A 16,283-nucleotide genomic window follows, 5' to 3' on the forward strand; every position below is an offset into this window, starting at 1 on the left:
ATCAACTTAAAAGGGCAAAAAATGCTTTTTTGATGTTTTAATTAATACAATTTATCAGTAACTAGGTTTTACTGTAATCACAACATAACGTGACTTAAATCACAGTTTTTGTGTAATTATAATCACAAGTATTGACTGTTTTATATCAATCAGTCTGAGAGATAAATATTCCACACTAGATGTATTAAGTTGCTTATGATGCCCTAACTACAATGATTCGCGCACTCGTTGAATCTGCTTTTCAAACTGGATATCTTAGTGTTGAATCTGAGGGTCTGCTCCATCAAGTCCTAGCGACTAAATGCTATCAGTCTGATGACTTGGTGGCTTTGGCCAACCTATACGATGCGGTTAAGGCAGGTAAAATCAAACGAGAGGGTTCCTCGGATAGGGTGATAGAATTTCTGACCCCATACAAATCTAGCTAAGTTAGCACAGGGTGTAGGTTTTTCACAAAGGAGTGAGTAAGGACGATAAAACCAATGAAAGAATCATTATTGATTCCACCCCTACACCCGACAAAAAGTCTCAACAGCCAATCTTTGTGCGTCAGCCCGATTAATGTCTCAGCCCCAAGTAAAAGCGAAAAATTTAAAACTCATTAAGATGTTGTTGTTGAAAACAATGAAGGTCAGCAAAATAATGAGTTAAGATCAAATACACAGGGGTAAAAGTACAGCAGATTCCCCAGACTTCCCAGTAATGCCCATGACTACAAGTAGGCAACTTAAACAACCGCAATCACCGCTTGTTTTGGAGTATTTATTATTACATAATGATAGGAAAGACTCACCAGCAGCTATTAAACTGGTTAGGACAAATCCCGGATTGTGTGACTTCTATGAAGTAGACATTCGCGCTTACAACCCTGAAGGAGATTTTGTTTAACGGGTGCAGGAGGTACTGGTTTATGACCCAAAATTTACCTAAATAAAAGGCAGGGTCAATAAATGCACTACATTCTTAACCATGAAATTAAGCTCTCTAGGGATGTAAACTATTGGGGTAAAACCCAAATTTTTCAGGTTTAACGTACGTTGTTTAAAAAGGCAGAAGCAGTACATGCTACACCGCAAGATTTATCAACTGTGTTGCGATGGGCGGGAGGTATGTGTTTTCTTGCGGGACCAGCAACGCTGGATAGAACGCGCCCGCATCCTCGACATAGAGGGAGATTTGGTGACGCTACGCTATGAAACAGATGAGGAAGACGAAGTTTGTTCTTGGGAAGAAATGGTTCGCCTCGAAAGTATTGGCGCTGTCACTCAAAAGTTAGCTTCCGTACCACGGGGTAATGTCGAACCTCTCCTAACTGAAGATTGTCCTGAAGCTGAACGCATCCGTAACCATTTTACCGATTCCAATCCTGATTAACTAAAAGCACAGTCCTAAGTCCTGGGTGAGTGAGATCAATCTCTCTTTACTCAGGACTCTGTTGTTGATATGCGTTCAAAAGCTGGACAATAACCTTCGAGGGTGACTTTAAAGTTGTATAAGGGCGAGACAGGGTTCCAGCAGCGTTGTCCTCTTTGGTGTCGGCAAGTTCCACAACAGGCAACATCAGATAAAGTATAGCGATCGCTATTTTGATTGAGTAATTCTCTTTGCGATAGCCCCCGCAAGACAATTTCTTCCCCTTGCCAACGGGCTTCAATTAAGCCAGTATCGGCAAACTCCCGCCAACGCGGGTCTTCTGTAATTGCTTCTGGTAGGCTAATAGTGATAACTGTGGCTAATTCTGTCAGTTCCCCTTCGTAGTTAGTCTCCGGGGCGGCTGGTTGGACAAATGTGTCTCCAATGGGCAGTTCTACTAAGGTGTTAGCCGCTGGCGAATGGACGTGATAGCGGTTTTGTAATTCTTCTAAACTAGTGAGATCTGCTAAGTAAGCCGCAGAACCGTGGACGAATAAGACGTGCTGAGGACGCAAATTGTGAATTAGTTGCGTTGTGCCAGGGCCATCACTGTGTTGAGCCAGCAGATAACTTTCCACAGTGGTGGGGGCTAAATATTGTTTATTAATTTTTATATCAATTTTTTCTGGTACAAGGATTAGCCAAGGGCCTGTATTGGGCTGGCAATATTCACCTAAATCAGAGGTTGAGTCTGTAAGAACAATGCAGGGTGACTGTCCTACTACAGTACGCCGTTCTGGTTGCAAGCGCCGGACTCTCGGACGTACCCGTTCATCCCAAAACAAGGGTTGGTGGCGGGCAAAGTTCTGTACAGATGGGGGAAGATAGGCAAGTAATTCTAGATAAGCATCGCAGCCTTTGGCGACAGTACCATCCACCCAAATATCTAAATCTCGCCCGGTGAAGTGATGATGACTCCGCAGCAGCATGAGTAGTTCTTGTCCCAAACCTAATGCTGGTGTGGGGAGGATGACAGAATGATATTCTGCGATCGCCCGATTAATTCTTTCTGCTAGTTGATTTTCTTGGTTGCGGCGGTGAGGATGACGCGATGTGCCATAAGTTCCTTCGATAATCAGCACATTTACATCTAATCCCCGCAATTCTTCTAAACGCAAACCTTCTACTAGGCGGGAATTAGATAAGAAGAAGTCGCCTGTATATAGTACTTTGTAAGAGCGCTGTTCTGTGGTGTAGGTGAGGAGAATTGCTACAGCACCTGGTAAGTGTCCAGAGGGAAATAACTCTACTACTAAACCTTCGTGCAATTCTATAGGCGATCGCAACGGTAGAGCGTGACACAACAGGGGAATTTCTGTGGGGTTTTGCTCTGGCCAATTTAATGGCAGTAACTTAGTAGTTACTTCACTGGCATAAATAGGTAAAAGTGGGAAAGCTTTGTGTAATGCCAACACACCTCTAGCATGATCTGGGTGAGCATGACTAATCAGTACCACATCTGCTGGTAAGGGTGAACTACCTCGTTTTGCCGACTTGGTTAGCCCCTTGTGCAAGGAAACAATATTTTCCATTCCACAATCTAGCAGAATGCGATGCGGCCCCATCTTTACCAGTAAACATACACCCTCATCATTATGCTGGACACTGTAAGGAAAACACTGTAATTCAACATTTGTTTCCTCAGTATCAAAGCGAGAGGATGCCGATAGATTATCCCTCATGCTTTCCCCCCTCCAACCTGATCATCATTTATGTATCGCAAAAGCTATGATTTTTGGAGATTTTGCTTTTGTGACATCGGGCTAAGTTTTGTTTTGCGCCCATATACCCTGATGTTGTGGATTTTTGATTGGAGAGAACGCCTTTGACAAACTTATACTGGTTCGTCAAAGTTGGGAATGATCTACCCTGCAACTTACAGTTAAGGGAACTGTTTTTTTGCTGTTGCACTACTAGTGTGCAGAGCCATTGCCATGATAGTTCTCTGAATCATAAAATCCATTTTTCGTGCCGAAAAATAGGCACGCAACAGTAAACACTACTGTTAATCCAACGAGGATCAGCTTTACATCCATTGTTGATACCCTCTCATAAAGACTTTCTTATCTTAATAGAATGATTCCACGGGCGGGCAGAATCACCAGAAAATCTTTACTATGCTTGGGTTGATGGTGCAGTAAGTAGATTTACTTTGATGAGACAGATTGTAGAACTTTTCGGTAAACCTGTCTATCTTTCAAAATCAGCATTAGCAGGTTACAGGGATAGCAAAGCAGCATTACTTAAAAGTAAAAGTATAAAATAAATGCACATCTCTCGGCTTACTTATTTAATTTTGTAGGCATATATTTTATATACTGAATATTTGCATACGAATATTTTATCAGAGAAGCATCTGTATGTTTAAACATTCAAACATTTAGCAAACATCTGAATATTTAGATGTTTAAATCGAGTAAAATCTTGGCATTATTTCCTGTTGAACATAAAATGATCATCACCGTAGCGGCATTTAAGGGGGGAGTTGGTAAGTCAACGACAGCGTTGCATTTAGCTACGTATTTTCAGAACAAAGCTGACACACTATTAGTGGATGGAGATTTAAACCGTAGTGCTTTAGATTGGTCGAATAGAGGCTGTTTACCGTTTAAAGTTGCAGATGAAGCGCAAGCAGTGAGTTTAGCTAAACTCTATGAGCATATCGTCATTGATACCCCAGCTAGACCGGATGCAGATGAGTTAAAAACTCTAGCGAAAGGTTGTGATTTATTAGTTATACCAACTACACCAGATGCGATCGCCTTAGCTGCAACAATCCAAATGGTAGATTCACTGCAAAAACTCAAAATCAAGTATCGAATTTTACTAACTATTGTTCCCCCTTATCCCAATAAGGCGGGCGAAGAAGCGAGAACAACTCTATTAAGTGCAGATTTACCTGTATTTCAATCAGGAATCCGGCGATTAGCTGTATTTCAACGTGCGGCTTTAGAAGGAGTTCCGGTGAATGCTGTCAAAGATTCTTACGCCCAAATTGCTTGGCGGTGTTACGCTGAAGCGGGAAAGGAGATATTGGAGTAAGTTAAAAGTCAAAAGTTGAAAGTTAGGAGAATTAAACTGTTAAATGAATAACAAGAAAAAAACCAGCCGTTTTGATGATTTGATTGATGCTGCCCGTAGTCGTCAACTCAGAGATCAACTTCCAACTGTTGACGAAAAACCCACTTCTCGCACTAAAAGCACTGACCCAGATTATATCCGTACAACTATTTATTTGCCTAAACAATTACATCGGCAACTCAAGTCCGCCGCCGTTTCTCAAGAACGGCAAATGAGTGATATTGTGACGGAATTGATTGAACAATGGTTGTTAACTCAATCTGGTTAGCTGGGATGGGCAAAATTTGCCCACCTACGAACTATAGGTTCTTTCTTTTACCTTCTGGGATACTTGACAAGGAGATTGCTTTTGGGAAGATATAGTATATGCCAACAAAAGATATATTTCATCAAGTTGTAAAATTAGCCTTGCAAAAAGATGGTTGGACAATCACTGACGATCCCTTATCGTTACAACTAGAAGATGATCAAGTATTTATCGATTTGGGTGCTGAACGTTTAATTGCTGCACAGCGAGATCAAGAAAAGATTGCTGTTGAAATTAAGAGTTTTCTGGCTCCCTCAAATTTATCTGAATTTCATACCGCACTTGGTCAGTTTTTGAATTATCGTATTGTCCTGCGAGAAAAACAACCAGAGCGTGAGCTTTATTTAGCAGTAAACTTAGAAACTTATAATGATTTCTTTAGTCGGAAACTTCCACAATTAAGTATTATTGAATACCAATTAAAGTTAATTATTTTTGACCCCGTTCAGGAGGAAATAATAACATGGACAAAGTAGATAAATATCAACAAATTATTAAAGAAGTCCTTACAGAATATAGTCAAATCAAGCCAATTAATGGAGAAATCGAAGTAATTCCTATTTTTAATAGCGAAGAAAAAATCTATCAAATTATCCATTTAGGATGGGAAAATCGTCATCGGATTTATGGCTGTACAGTTCATATTGATATTAAAGATGACAAAGTTTGGATTCAAAATGATAATACTGAAGTGGGTATTGCTAATGAATTGGTAGATAGAGGTATACCAAAGCAAGATATTGTAATTGGGTATCAAGCACCTTATTTGAGGCATTTTACAGATTATGCAGTTGGTTAATGTCTCACGCAAAGGCGCATACTTCGACCCTTCGACAGGCTCAGGGCGGCGCTGCGCTCAGTAAGCGTAAGCGCAGAGAGGGTAAGGAATTTTAGAATTGAGGTGATGAAATTCTCTGTTGGGAAACCTTGATGACCGCAAATTTACTCAAATCGCCCAAATAACCGATACAATCGTTTAAATAGATTCTAAATTATATTTAAGCGATCGCTATGGTAACTACATCTAATGTTCAGGTGACTGTTTCCCTGGCTGAATTGGGTTTGGATGATGAGGAGTTGCAAGCCCAAGTACAGAATTTGCTTCCCCAGTTGCGCGAGGTGGATGGGGTAGAGGATGCAGATTTAGTTGCGGTTGCAGAAGTACCAGAAGGTTCTAAGGCTTTGGGTGGTTTTTTGTTGGGGTTGTTGAATGCAGAGGTTAACGCCAAAAACCTGAAATCTTTGTTTGGGTTTCTGGGCGATCGCTTTGGCAACAAACCAATTAAAATTTTGCTGAAAGCGCCTGACGGTAGAGAAATCAACATCGAAGCCAGCAGCCGCGAAGAATTTGACTTTGCTTACCAAAAAGCCCAGGAATTTCTCAACAACTCGTCAAACAGCAATAATGGCTAAGGTAGCACTGCTAATTGGAATTAGTGAATATCAAGAACCAACATTAGCACCGCTACCCAAGGCTGTAGAAGATGTTGAGGCGATGCGGCGAGTGTTAGAGAACCCGGAAATGGGGGGTTTTGATGATGTCACAGTGCTGAAAAATCCCCAACGGCTAGAAATGGAAAGGGAAATTTATCACTTGTATGCTAATCATCAAAAAGATGATTTAGTACTTTTGTATTTTTCTGGTCATGGGGTGACGGTTGAAAACGGTGATTTTTACTTTTCGACTTGCGAAACTCAAAAAAATCAAAATAAACTGCTGCCATTTACAGCCGTAGCTGCCACAAGTGTACACCGATTGATGAATGAGAGTAAATCGAAGCGCAGGGTGGTAATTTTAGATTGCTGCTTTAGTGGTGCTTTTGCCAAAGGTTTGACAGCTAAAGATATTGGTACGATTGACCTACAACAGCAATTAGGCGGTGAAGGGACAGCAATTCTCACAGCTTCTACTTCTACACAATATGCGTTTGAGTCTGATGGTTTAGATTTGTCGATTTACACTCAATATTTAGTAGAAGGCATAGAAAAAGGTGCAGCCGATAAAGATGGTGATGGTTTAATTGCGGTGGATGAGTTGCATGACTACGCTAAAACCAAAGTCCAAGAAGCATCTCCCGCGATGACACCGGAGTTTTATCCTTTTAAGGATGGTTATCGGATTTTTCTGGCGAAGTCGCCCAAGGATGATCCTCATCTGAAGTATCGCAAGGAAGTGGAACGCCGGATAAATCAGGGCAAGTTTACCATCCCTGCTCGTCGCTTGTTAAACTCATTACGTAACCAATTAGAACTTGACTCTGATGTGGCTGATGCAATTGAAGCGGAAGTTAAAAAACCATATCTGGAGTATCAGCGCAAATTAGAAGAATATGAAGCAACGTTGGTTGAGACAATTGCAGATGATCCGAAATTGAGTGAAAGAACTCTTAACGATCTCAGAGACTATCAGCAACATTTGGGTTTACGAGATGAAGATGTTGCACCGATAGAAGAAAGGATCATTGGTAAACCAAAAAACTTATTACTCGGCCTATTTTTCCATCAATTTGCAAATCCATCAAATGCCTATCAGTCAAATCAATTTGAGTTTGAAATAGTAAAGGTAGACGCTAAAGGACAAATCATCAACCGCAGCCAGGGACGCGCTGAGTTTTTTGCTGAAGATTTGGGTAATGGCGTAATTCTAGATATGGTTGCAATTCCTGGCGGTAAATTCCTCATGGGTTCGCCAGAGAGTGAGTTAGAACGACGTGACTCAGAAAGTCCACAGCATAATGTCACTGTTCCACCCTTTTTTATGGGGAAATTTCCCGTTACTCAAGCTCAATGGCAAGCCGTTGCGGCTCTTGATAAGGTAAATATTGATTTAGACCCCAATCCATCCCATTTTAAAGGCGCTAATCGCCCTGTAGAGTGTGTTTCTTGGGATCATGCGGTTGAGTTTTGCGCTCGACTGTCGAAGAAGACTGGTAAGACATATCGCTTACCCAGTGAAGCGGAATGGGAATATGCTTGTCGTGCGGGAACAACTACGCCGTTTTACTTTGGTGAGACTATTACAACAGAGTTGGCGAATTACGATGGAAATTATACTTACGGTTCTGCTCCCAAGGGTGAATATCGGGAGCAGACAACAGAAGTAGGGAAATTTCCGGCAAACCCCTTTGGTTTATTTGATATGTGTGGTAATGTACGAGAATGGTGTCAGGATGAGTGGCACAACAATTATAATGATGCGCCGACTGATGGCAGTGCATGGCTGATTGAGAACGATAATCAATTTCTTTGTCTGCGGGGCGGTTCTTGGGCCGACGATCCTGCAAACTGTCGTTCTGCTTATCGCTACGACGACTACGACCGCGACTACATTAACGACTTTATTGCGTTTCGACTTGTGTGTACACGGTAGCCAAAAAAGAGGGGATCTTGTTTAGGTATTATCTAGCCACATTCTAGGCAGACTACTATTTTAGAATGTGCGATCGCACATTATTCACATCTTACATCTAGCCACGACGAATGAAAGTCGGGGATCTAAGCCTTGACGCGATAATATACTAAATATGCGATCGCTAATAATCTAATTTTAGTCACTCACAATCAGCGTCATTTCGGTAGAATTCAAACCCTGGAGTTGGAAGATTGGAGTGCGATCGCAAATTAACCTTGCAAAATTTGAGCCGCAGTCAATTTTAAATCAGGAAACACTGGTGAGGCGATCGCATTATCTCCCATATATACCTGCTCTTCATAAAAACCCTCTACCCATTCCAATACTGTCACTTTTTGAGCGATAGGATCAACAATCCAATACTCAGCAATACCCCGCGCCCCATATTCAGAACGCTTGTAGCGATAATCACGACTGCTTTGATTAGGGCTGACTACTTCAACTACTAATAATGGTGGTGGCATTTCTGGCATAATTGTAGAGCGTTTCGCCCCCTCCATTGCCGTTGCTAATTCTTCAGAAAACACCATCAAGTCAGGAACACGCACCCGCGAACCTGTGGTGACAATTTCCGTTTTCATTGATAGCCGATAAGCCGGAATACCGAGTTGCACAAAGCAGACAAGCAAAAACATAGCAATTCGGCGATTAATTTCACTCTCGGCTGTCATCAGCAGCAAGTTTCCATCTTCAAACTCATATATTGCATCTGTGCCATCGTCATAGTTAAAGAACTCCTCCAGAGTCATCTTTGCAGATGCAGCTTTATCTAATGCGATCGCCATTCATCACCTGACTTTTTGCTAAAAACATCATTAGCTTGATCTATTCTTACACCTCTTGCAACAAGTAGGGTGGGCAAAATTCACCCGAATAACAGATTCTTGATAGTTGGGAAGCAGGACAAAATTACCAATAACTACAGGACAATTTCTTCGCCTTTCTCTGTGAAGCGCACGTCTTTAATTTTCCATTGCGAATTACTCATCAAGGTTTTGCGGACGCTACCAAATAAAGCAAACTGTTCGCAGCTAGAAAGTGAGGCTATTTGGCGCTTAGATTGAGGAGATAAGCGCAAATCAACGGTAGCAACGCCATTTTTTACATTCACTCGATAACCAGACAAGCTAAAGTCGGCGGTGTCTCTTCCCTCGACAATTTTACCAACTGCGCTGGCTACAGGTTGGGTGGCTGGTACTTCTACCTTTTGGGGAATCAGTTCTTGACATTGGGTATCGCTGGTGTAGAGAGTGACGTTAACAGTTTTACTTGTCTCAGCTTTGGGTGCTGCTTCCAATGGCTCAATCTTGGTAGTTTTAGCCCTTAGTTGAGCCATGCTAGGGCTTTGGCTGGGTGTTGAGACGGGATTAGTGGTAACGGCGGGTGCTGGGGCTTGTTCGTCAATTTTGCTAGATGTGGGTGTAAGATTAGAACTACAACTGCCAAGACTGGCTGCGATCGCCACAACGATAAATGGTAATAAATATCTAGGATTCATAATAGTTGTACTGCCATACTTCCTCTGTTAACTTCAGTGTCCTGAGTATCAATTCCGTATAGATTTGCAAATTTTGCATCAACTAATTATTCTTGCTTTACTTCTTGACTGTGATTAGCTATCTTCAAAACCACGACCAATGTAATTAAACTAAATCATCATGCCCAGTAACGCAACCAGCATCTACGACCCCCGGAAAGCTGAATGTGATGGTATAACAATTGACCAGTGGGAGCCATCTAAATGGAAGCAGTGGAAAGCGAAACAACCCGCATCTGATGAATTTGCCAAAATAGAACGAGAATATTTAAGAATCAAACTTTCTATTCAGCAAGCTAACTCTGCATTGAGTCTCGAAAAAGTCAAAGTCAAACTTAAATTAACTAGTCATAAAACCATTGGCTTACAAGGGACATTTCCTTGTAGGCCGGGCGATATTGGTAAACAAGGCAGTCCTAATAAACAATATACAATTTCTTGTGGTTTTTCTGCCAATGATACTGGATTAAAAATGGCAGTTTTAAAAGCGCGAGAACTAGATTTATTATTAATTACTAAACAATTTCAATGGACTCCAGAATTACTCGGTAAACAAGCCCAAAAAATCGAACCAATAGATACAGATAAATCTACCAAGCTCATCAGTGAATTAATTCAAGAATATGAGCGCCAATTTTGGAAAACTCACGAACCAAATAGGCAAGGAATCCGCACCTGGGAAACTCATTATCTGCGGCATCTGAAAAAATTACCGCCAGATTTACCAATGTCTGCCCAAGCCTTAGAAATGGCATTGGAGAAAACCAAACCTCATACCTCATCTCGCTTTTTCTTGGTTTGGCAGTTGAAAAAGTTTTGTGAATTTTGTGGAATTACCAACTTTGCCACAATCTATAGTTACGCCACACCTAAACCTAACCCAACAATTCGCAAAGTCCCAACTGATGAAGAAATTATTCAAGGATTTAGCAAAATTGGCAGTCCGTTATCAATATATGCGAGTAGAGAAAATCTAACAGAACCAGAACAATGGCAATGGGCTTATGGAATGTTAGCGACTTATGGTTTAAGACCCCATGAGTTATTTGCTGTTGATATAGATGCTTTTATCGATGCAGCCAATACTTTTCATTTAGTCACTTTAAACCCTAGTTTAACTGAAGGGACTAAAACGGGTGAACGCAGTTGTGGAATTCCCCCCATCCATCCTCATTGGATAGAATTGTTTGATTTAAAAGAAATTAAATTGCCTTATAACGAGGGAACTTTAAGTAATAAAACGGCAAAACTGCAAGTTAAATTTAGAACTGCTAACATCGGATTTAGACCTTATGATTTACGCCATGCTTATGCAATTCGTGGTCATAGATTAAGAATGCCAATTAAAACGATGGCTGATTACATGGGGCATACCGTACAGGAGCATACTAAAACTTATCAACGCTGGATGAATGAGGATGCAAATTTAGCTATTTATAAGGAAGTTGTGATTCATCGGCAAGGTACAGCTAAAGAGGCTTTACAAGATAGAATTAAGGAATTAGAAGCAGAAAATACGGCTTTAAAAGCTGAAAATGCCACTCTCAAAGGTTTATTGATTAAGCATCAATTAGGTGAGTTACTCAATCAATAGATGTGGGTATACAGCCATAGTTCTGAGGTCGGACAGTGTTAGTTGCTCAAAGCCTGGTAGGTACTGGATTTGTCCTCAGCACTTTATTGTGCTTATTTGCCTGAGATTGGGAAATATATAACTTAAGCTGACTTTATTTCCCCACTAGGTAAGTAACAAAACTATGGCTGGCAATCTGATTACTGTAGATAAAAATACTTACGACTCCCTGCAAACAGAACTCATGGAGTTGCGTCAGGTTGTTTCCCAGTGTCAGCAAACCGAATTATCCAGGAACTCAGCGGAAATTGCACTCAAGCAAATAAATCAGCAATTAGAGGAATGCACCGCAGCTTTACGCCAGAGTAAAGCCAGATTCCAGAAGTTGGCAGATAACATACCTGGAATGCTGTATGAATTTCGGCTTGCTCCTGATGGTACTATGTCTTTCCCTTTTGTTTCTTCTGGATGCCGAGAAGTTTTAGGGCTAGAACCAGATCATGTCGAAAAAGATGCGACTGTGGGATTTGCAAATGTCCACCCTGATGATTTTCCGGGGTTGCAAGCAGCAATTATGCACTCGGCTCAAACTCTGCAAAAGTTTGAATATGAGTGGCGTATAGGAAATACCTTTAGTCAACAGGGATGGGTGCGCGGTGTATCTCGTCCAGAACTGCAAGCAGACGGAGTGATTATCTGGTATGGCTACTTGGCTGATATTAGCAAACGCAAACAAACTGAACAACAATTCAAAGAGCAAGCACAGTTTTTGCAAAGTATCTGGGAAGGTGTAGACTATGGTATCTATGTTTTAGATATTTTGGATGGCGGTACAGAGTTTCGTTACGTTAAATTCAATCCTGCCATTCTCAACCTTAGCCCAATACCCCTGGAACCTTTTGTTGGCAAAACAATGGCAGAAGGACTACCGCCTGATGTAGCAAATCATTATCGCCAACGCTACAGAGAATGTATCCAATCTCGCAAGACTGTATTTTTTGAAGAACCCATTTCACATGATGAACAAGAAAGATGGTGGTTGTCTAATGTCACACCTCTTTTTGATAGTTCTTCCGAGATTTATCAACTAGTTGTTACGGTTGCAGACATCACAGAACGCAAACAGGCTGAAAAAGAACGCCAACTCTTCGTTTCCTTAATTGAAAATAGCAGTGACTTTATTGGTTGCGCTGATTTAGAAGGAAAACCTATTTTCTTGAATGAAGCGGGACGAAAGCTATTGGGGTTAAGCAATCAAGAGTTTAGTGAAGATTTCACAATTGATCAATGCTTTAGCCCGGAAGATAAAGAATATGTATATCAGCATATTATTCCTACGGTGATAAAAGATGGTGTCTGGCAAGGTGAGTTTCGTTTTCTACACTCTCAAACCGAAGAACTAATACCTGTTGATTATAATCTTTTTTTAATGAAAGATCCTGAGACTGGTGAACCTTTATATCTATCAACCATTACGCGTGATATGCGCGATCGCAAACAAGCAGAAGCTGAATTACAAGAGAAGGAACAATTTTTACGCACTATTTATGATGGATTTCCCCAATTAATATTTGTAGTCAATGTCTTAGAAAATTGTGAATTTCGTTTTGCTGGGTGTAACTCAGCCGCAGAAAAAATAGTTGGGATTAATCACGAAAAGATTGTGGGTAAAACTCCAGCAGAATTACATGGTGAGGTTGAAGGTGCTGCTATAGCTCTACGTTATCAAAGCTGTGTAGATGCTGGTGATAATATTAATTATGAGGAGTGCTTAACTTTTGATAGTGAAGAAACTTGGTGGTTCACAACTTTAAATCCCCTGAAAAATAGTGAAGGTAGAGTTTATCGCATTGTCGGCTCAACTTTAAATATTACAGCCCGCAAAAAGGCAGAAGCAGAACTCCAAGCCAGTCAACACTTTATTCAACGTGTAGCTGATTCTTCTCCTAATATTCTCTATATTTTCGATTTAGAACAACAGTGTAATGTTTATGCGAATAGAGAAATTACTAATATTCTTGGTTACTCAATTGCCAAAATTCAAGAAATGGGAGGAAATGTACTTCCAACCATTGTACATTCAGATGATTTACCACTACTTATAAATAATCATCAAAAATTAGTAACTGCACAGGATGGGACTATTCTGGAAACTGAATATCGGTTAAAAAAAGCAAATAATGAATGGCGTTGGTTTGGTAGTAGAGAAACCCCCTTTACCCGGAATGCAGATGGTACAGTTAAACAAATATTGGGTGTATCAACTGATATTACCGAACGCAAACAAGCTCAGATTGAATTACAACAACAAGCCAAAAATTTAGAAAATACTTTATCAGAACTCCAACGGACGCAATCTCAACTTATCCAGAGTGAGAAAATGTCTTCGTTGGGTAATATGGTTGCGGGTGTAGCCCATGAAATTAACAATCCAGTGAATTTCATTCATGGTAATCTGATTCCAGCTAGTGAATATACTAAAGATTTATTAGGACTGGTAGAACTTTATCAACAATATTTTCCTGAGCCTCCCGCAGAAATTCAAGCAGAAATAGCAGATATTGATTTAGAATTTCTCAAAACTGATTTAGTTAAACTACTTCAGTCTATGCAAGTAGGAACTCAACGCATCCGTGAGATTGTATTATCTTTACGGAATTTCTCACGTTTAGATGAAGCTGAATTCAAACGAGTAGATATTCATGAAGGTATAGAAAGTACTTTAATGATTCTACATAACCGTCTCAAATGTAAACAAAATCATCCAGAAATCGAAGTCATTAAAGAATATGGTAAATTACCATTAATTGAGTGCTATCCTGGTCAATTAAATCAGGTATTCATGAATATTTTGAGTAATGCTATTGATGCTTTAGATGATGCTTTTGTTGGTGAACAAGGCAAAATTTGTATTCGCACGGAACTTATTAATAGTAACCGTATCGCCATCCGCATATCAGATAATGGTATGGGAATTAGTCAACATACGATTGCTAAACTTTTTGACCCTTTCTTTACTACTAAAGATGTCGGTAAGGGAACAGGATTAGGTCTATCCATTAGTTATCAAATTGTGGTAGATAGACATGGTGGTAAATTATATTGCAATTCAATACCCAAAAAAGGGGCAGAGTTTGTGATTGAAATTCCCGTTATCCAACCAGAAAGCCGCAAATAATCAATTAGTTCCAAACTATTCCTAAATCTAAAACAAACCCTGGTAGTATATCTTCACCTGATAGCTGTGTAGGTGAATCTAAAATTTCTACTGGTTTAGCTTGACGATAAATTTCTACTTGCTTGGTTTGAGGATTAATTAACCAGCCAAGTTTGACTTGATTATCTATATATTCTCGCATTTTGGTTTGGGTTTCTTCCAAGTCATCGCTAGGAGACATTAACTCTAAAACAAAATCTGGCGCAATTGGGGGAAATTTTGCTTTTTCTTGTGGTGTGAGTGCATCCCATCTCTCTTTTTTTATCCACGCTACATCAGGCGAACGATTTGCACCATTGGGAAGTTTGAAACAGGTGGAAGAATCGAATACTTCACCAAGTTTATATGTGCGATTCCAAATTACAAAGTCTGCGGTAAATCCTGCATTAAGTCTTCCAGTTTCTCCCCCTGTAGGTGGCATAACAATTATTTCTCCTTTGGCGTTACGTTCAAATTTAACATCAGGATTTTCTCGACACAGTTGATAAAATTGATCGTCGGTAATTTGAACAATTGATTTGAGGTTGAATGTAATAGCTGCCATGATTCTAAAATAATAGACTGCTGATACCTATGTATATGATTTCAAAGTATGTTTTACTTGCTTGAGCAAAATAATATGCTGAGTTCTCAAAGCGATCACCTGACTAATTCTTATTATCTAATACTTCTTCAAACTGGATAATTGTTAACAATAATTTCTCAATTCATGGTTGACGCGTATAAAATTATACTTTAATATCAAGACATGATAAAGGCGATCGCACACATCTTTGGCCGGAGGGCGATCGCCTTTATCTCAACCCACTATCGGAGTCTAAATATAATGAATTGATATATTTGTAAATATGGAAAATCAAAACCGGAATATAACCATCAACATCCGCGCCCACCAAGCGCAACGAGATTTGATTGATTTAGCCGCAGAGGCTTTAGGTAAAAATCGCTCGGATTTTATGCTAGAAACTGCTTGTCGAGAAGCCCAAGCAATTTTACTAGACCGCAGATTATTTGTTTTAGATGATGAAAAATTCCAAGAGTTTATGGCAATTTTGGATGCACCACCATCAGTCAATGAAAACCTGCGTCAATTACTAACAGAAACAGCGCCTTGGGATGAATGAATCTCATCAAATATTGCAGCCTCCCCAACCAATTAAACCAGAGCATGAGTTAGCAGGTTTTAATTCAGGTAATGCAGAATTAGATGAATGGTTGCAGAAACGAGCATTAAACAACGAAGCTAGTGGTGCATCCCGAACTTATGTTGTGACAATTGAGCAAAAAGTTATTGCTTATTATTGTCTCGCTAATGGTAGTGTATTGAATACCACTGCACCAGGGAAAGTTAGACGTAATATGCCAAATACAATTCTTGTGATGGTAATAGGCAGACTTGCTGTAGATTTTAACTGGCAAGGAAAAGGAATTGGTCGTGCGTTGGTGCGTGATGCAGTAATTCGGACATTACAAGCTGCTAATATTGCGGGAATTAGAGCTATCCTTGTTCATGCAATTTCGGAGGAAGCAAAGCAATTTTACGAGAGATGTGGTTTTGTTGCTTCACTTGTTGCACCTATGACGTTGATGATTACGGTGAAGGACGGGAAAGCAGCTTTTGGAATTGATTGATTACCCAGTACATGTAGGCATTTACGAAGTAAAAATTAATTTTTGTAGGTTGGGTGGAGGCGCACAACAGATATCAAAAGCCACACGATAAATCTAGATTGCGCCGTAACC

The 16,283-nt window shown here is 40.2% G+C and carries 17 protein-coding genes; 13 read left to right on the top strand and 4 right to left on the bottom strand.

Going from position 1 to position 16,283, the window contains the following annotated elements; translation table 11 throughout:
* Positions 1 to 212: 212 nt before the first annotated feature.
* From IQ244_RS32480 to IQ244_RS13180, 3 genes are all read left to right on the top strand, one after another.
* Entirely contained in the window at positions 213 to 428 is a 216-nt protein-coding gene (locus tag IQ244_RS32480) for a hypothetical protein (protein ID WP_228058904.1), read from the top strand.
* Positions 429 to 702: 274 nt separating this feature from the next.
* Positions 703 to 888, top strand: a complete 186-nt coding sequence (locus IQ244_RS13175; protein WP_193894658.1) for a hypothetical protein — start codon at positions 703 to 705, stop codon at positions 886 to 888.
* 174 nt (positions 889 to 1,062) lie between these two features.
* Positions 1,063 to 1,374 (top strand): DUF6679 family protein, encoded by a 312-nt coding sequence (locus tag IQ244_RS13180; protein ID WP_015115369.1) that lies wholly within the window; start codon positions 1,063 to 1,065, stop codon positions 1,372 to 1,374.
* Positions 1,375 to 1,424: 50 nt separating this feature from the next.
* Here the strand turns inward: IQ244_RS13180 and IQ244_RS13185 are convergent, their stop codons facing one another.
* Entirely contained in the window at positions 1,425 to 3,095 is a 1,671-nt protein-coding gene (locus IQ244_RS13185; RefSeq protein WP_193894660.1) for an MBL fold metallo-hydrolase, read from the bottom strand.
* A 769-nt stretch (positions 3,096 to 3,864) separates the two neighbouring features.
* Between IQ244_RS13185 and IQ244_RS13190 the strand changes: the two genes are divergently transcribed.
* The 6 genes from IQ244_RS13190 to IQ244_RS13215 all read left to right on the top strand — a co-directional run bounded on the left by IQ244_RS13190 (position 3,865) and on the right by IQ244_RS13215 (position 8,171).
* Positions 3,865 to 4,455 (top strand): ParA family protein, encoded by a 591-nt coding sequence (locus IQ244_RS13190; protein ID WP_193894837.1) that lies wholly within the window; start codon positions 3,865 to 3,867, stop codon positions 4,453 to 4,455.
* A 43-nt stretch (positions 4,456 to 4,498) separates the two neighbouring features.
* Positions 4,499 to 4,762: a CopG family transcriptional regulator gene (locus tag IQ244_RS13195; protein WP_193894662.1), complete on the top strand. Its 264-nt coding sequence runs from the start codon at positions 4,499 to 4,501 to the stop codon at positions 4,760 to 4,762.
* Between the two features lie 98 nt (positions 4,763 to 4,860).
* Positions 4,861 to 5,277, top strand: a complete 417-nt coding sequence (locus IQ244_RS13200; protein ID WP_193894664.1) for a XisH family protein — start codon at positions 4,861 to 4,863, stop codon at positions 5,275 to 5,277.
* Positions 5,265 to 5,600 carry a XisI protein gene (locus tag IQ244_RS13205; protein ID WP_193894666.1) on the top strand — a complete coding sequence of 112 codons (336 nt, stop codon included), beginning with the start codon at positions 5,265 to 5,267 and terminating at the stop codon, positions 5,598 to 5,600. Before IQ244_RS13200 ends, IQ244_RS13205 begins: the two co-directional genes overlap by 13 nt.
* Positions 5,601 to 5,812: 212 nt before the next feature.
* On the top strand, positions 5,813 to 6,214 hold the full coding sequence (locus tag IQ244_RS13210; RefSeq protein WP_193894668.1) for a sugar ABC transporter permease: 402 nt from the start codon (positions 5,813 to 5,815) through the stop codon (positions 6,212 to 6,214).
* Positions 6,207 to 8,171, top strand: a complete 1,965-nt coding sequence (locus IQ244_RS13215; protein ID WP_193894676.1) for a caspase, EACC1-associated type — start codon at positions 6,207 to 6,209, stop codon at positions 8,169 to 8,171. The genes IQ244_RS13210 and IQ244_RS13215 overlap by 8 nt, the downstream gene beginning before the upstream one ends.
* Before the next feature lie 251 nt (positions 8,172 to 8,422).
* Here IQ244_RS13215 and IQ244_RS13220 read toward each other — a convergent pair whose 3' ends face one another.
* Together IQ244_RS13220 and IQ244_RS13225 are read right to left on the bottom strand one after the other, a co-directional pair.
* A complete protein-coding gene (locus IQ244_RS13220) occupies positions 8,423 to 8,998 on the bottom strand; it encodes a Uma2 family endonuclease (RefSeq protein WP_193894678.1) in 576 nt (191 codons plus the stop codon).
* A 134-nt stretch (positions 8,999 to 9,132) separates the two neighbouring features.
* Positions 9,133 to 9,711: a sporulation/spore germination protein gene (locus IQ244_RS13225; protein WP_193894680.1), complete on the bottom strand. Its 579-nt coding sequence runs from the start codon at positions 9,709 to 9,711 to the stop codon at positions 9,133 to 9,135.
* A 160-nt stretch (positions 9,712 to 9,871) separates the two neighbouring features.
* On the opposite strand from IQ244_RS13225, the gene IQ244_RS13230 reads away from it, so the two are divergent.
* A complete protein-coding gene (locus IQ244_RS13230) occupies positions 9,872 to 11,344 on the top strand; it encodes an integrase (protein ID WP_193894682.1) in 1,473 nt (490 codons plus the stop codon).
* A 163-nt stretch (positions 11,345 to 11,507) separates the two neighbouring features.
* On the top strand, positions 11,508 to 14,501 hold the full coding sequence (locus IQ244_RS13235; RefSeq protein WP_193894684.1) for a PAS domain S-box protein: 2,994 nt from the start codon (positions 11,508 to 11,510) through the stop codon (positions 14,499 to 14,501).
* A 4-nt stretch (positions 14,502 to 14,505) separates the two neighbouring features.
* On the opposite strand, the gene IQ244_RS13240 is transcribed toward IQ244_RS13235, so the two are convergent.
* Positions 14,506 to 15,084, bottom strand: a complete 579-nt coding sequence (locus IQ244_RS13240) for a Uma2 family endonuclease (protein WP_193894686.1) — start codon at positions 15,082 to 15,084, stop codon at positions 14,506 to 14,508.
* 304 nt (positions 15,085 to 15,388) lie between these two features.
* On the opposite strand from IQ244_RS13240, the gene IQ244_RS13245 reads away from it, so the two are divergent.
* Complete coding sequence (locus tag IQ244_RS13245; protein WP_193894688.1) at positions 15,389 to 15,664, top strand: DUF1778 domain-containing protein; 276 nt, start codon at positions 15,389 to 15,391, stop codon at positions 15,662 to 15,664.
* Positions 15,657 to 16,172 carry a GNAT family N-acetyltransferase gene (locus tag IQ244_RS13250; RefSeq protein WP_193894690.1) on the top strand — a complete coding sequence of 172 codons (516 nt, stop codon included), beginning with the start codon at positions 15,657 to 15,659 and terminating at the stop codon, positions 16,170 to 16,172. Before IQ244_RS13245 ends, IQ244_RS13250 begins: the two co-directional genes overlap by 8 nt.
* Positions 16,173 to 16,283 lie beyond the last annotated feature (111 nt).

This window comes from Nostoc sp. LEGE 06077, assembly GCF_015207705.1.
GTDB lineage: Bacteria > Cyanobacteriota > Cyanobacteriia > Cyanobacteriales > Nostocaceae > Nostoc_B.

Bases quoted from the DNA above. Each gene is read 5' to 3' on its own strand.
- IQ244_RS13235 (WP_193894684.1), top strand. From the start codon at position 11,508: ATGGCTGGCAATCTGATTACTGTAGATAAAAATACTTACGACTCCCTG.
- IQ244_RS13220 (WP_193894678.1), bottom strand. From the start codon at position 8,998: ATGGCGATCGCATTAGATAAAGCTGCATCTGCAAAGATGACTCTGGAG.
- IQ244_RS13225 (WP_193894680.1), bottom strand. From the start codon at position 9,711: ATGAATCCTAGATATTTATTACCATTTATCGTTGTGGCGATCGCAGCC.
- IQ244_RS13210 (WP_193894668.1), top strand. From the start codon at position 5,813: ATGGTAACTACATCTAATGTTCAGGTGACTGTTTCCCTGGCTGAATTG.
- IQ244_RS13175 (WP_193894658.1), top strand. From the start codon at position 703: ATGCCCATGACTACAAGTAGGCAACTTAAACAACCGCAATCACCGCTT.
- IQ244_RS13215 (WP_193894676.1), top strand. From the start codon at position 6,207: ATGGCTAAGGTAGCACTGCTAATTGGAATTAGTGAATATCAAGAACCA.
- IQ244_RS13230 (WP_193894682.1), top strand. From the start codon at position 9,872: ATGCCCAGTAACGCAACCAGCATCTACGACCCCCGGAAAGCTGAATGT.
- IQ244_RS13185 (WP_193894660.1), bottom strand. From the start codon at position 3,095: ATGAGGGATAATCTATCGGCATCCTCTCGCTTTGATACTGAGGAAACA.
- IQ244_RS13250 (WP_193894690.1), top strand. From the start codon at position 15,657: ATGAATGAATCTCATCAAATATTGCAGCCTCCCCAACCAATTAAACCA.
- IQ244_RS13190 (WP_193894837.1), top strand. From the start codon at position 3,865: ATGATCATCACCGTAGCGGCATTTAAGGGGGGAGTTGGTAAGTCAACG.
- IQ244_RS13195 (WP_193894662.1), top strand. From the start codon at position 4,499: ATGAATAACAAGAAAAAAACCAGCCGTTTTGATGATTTGATTGATGCT.
- IQ244_RS13245 (WP_193894688.1), top strand. From the start codon at position 15,389: ATGGAAAATCAAAACCGGAATATAACCATCAACATCCGCGCCCACCAA.
- IQ244_RS13240 (WP_193894686.1), bottom strand. From the start codon at position 15,084: ATGGCAGCTATTACATTCAACCTCAAATCAATTGTTCAAATTACCGAC.
- IQ244_RS13200 (WP_193894664.1), top strand. From the start codon at position 4,861: ATGCCAACAAAAGATATATTTCATCAAGTTGTAAAATTAGCCTTGCAA.
- IQ244_RS13180 (WP_015115369.1), top strand. From the start codon at position 1,063: ATGCTACACCGCAAGATTTATCAACTGTGTTGCGATGGGCGGGAGGTA.
- IQ244_RS32480 (WP_228058904.1), top strand. From the start codon at position 213: ATGATTCGCGCACTCGTTGAATCTGCTTTTCAAACTGGATATCTTAGT.
- IQ244_RS13205 (WP_193894666.1), top strand. From the start codon at position 5,265: ATGGACAAAGTAGATAAATATCAACAAATTATTAAAGAAGTCCTTACA.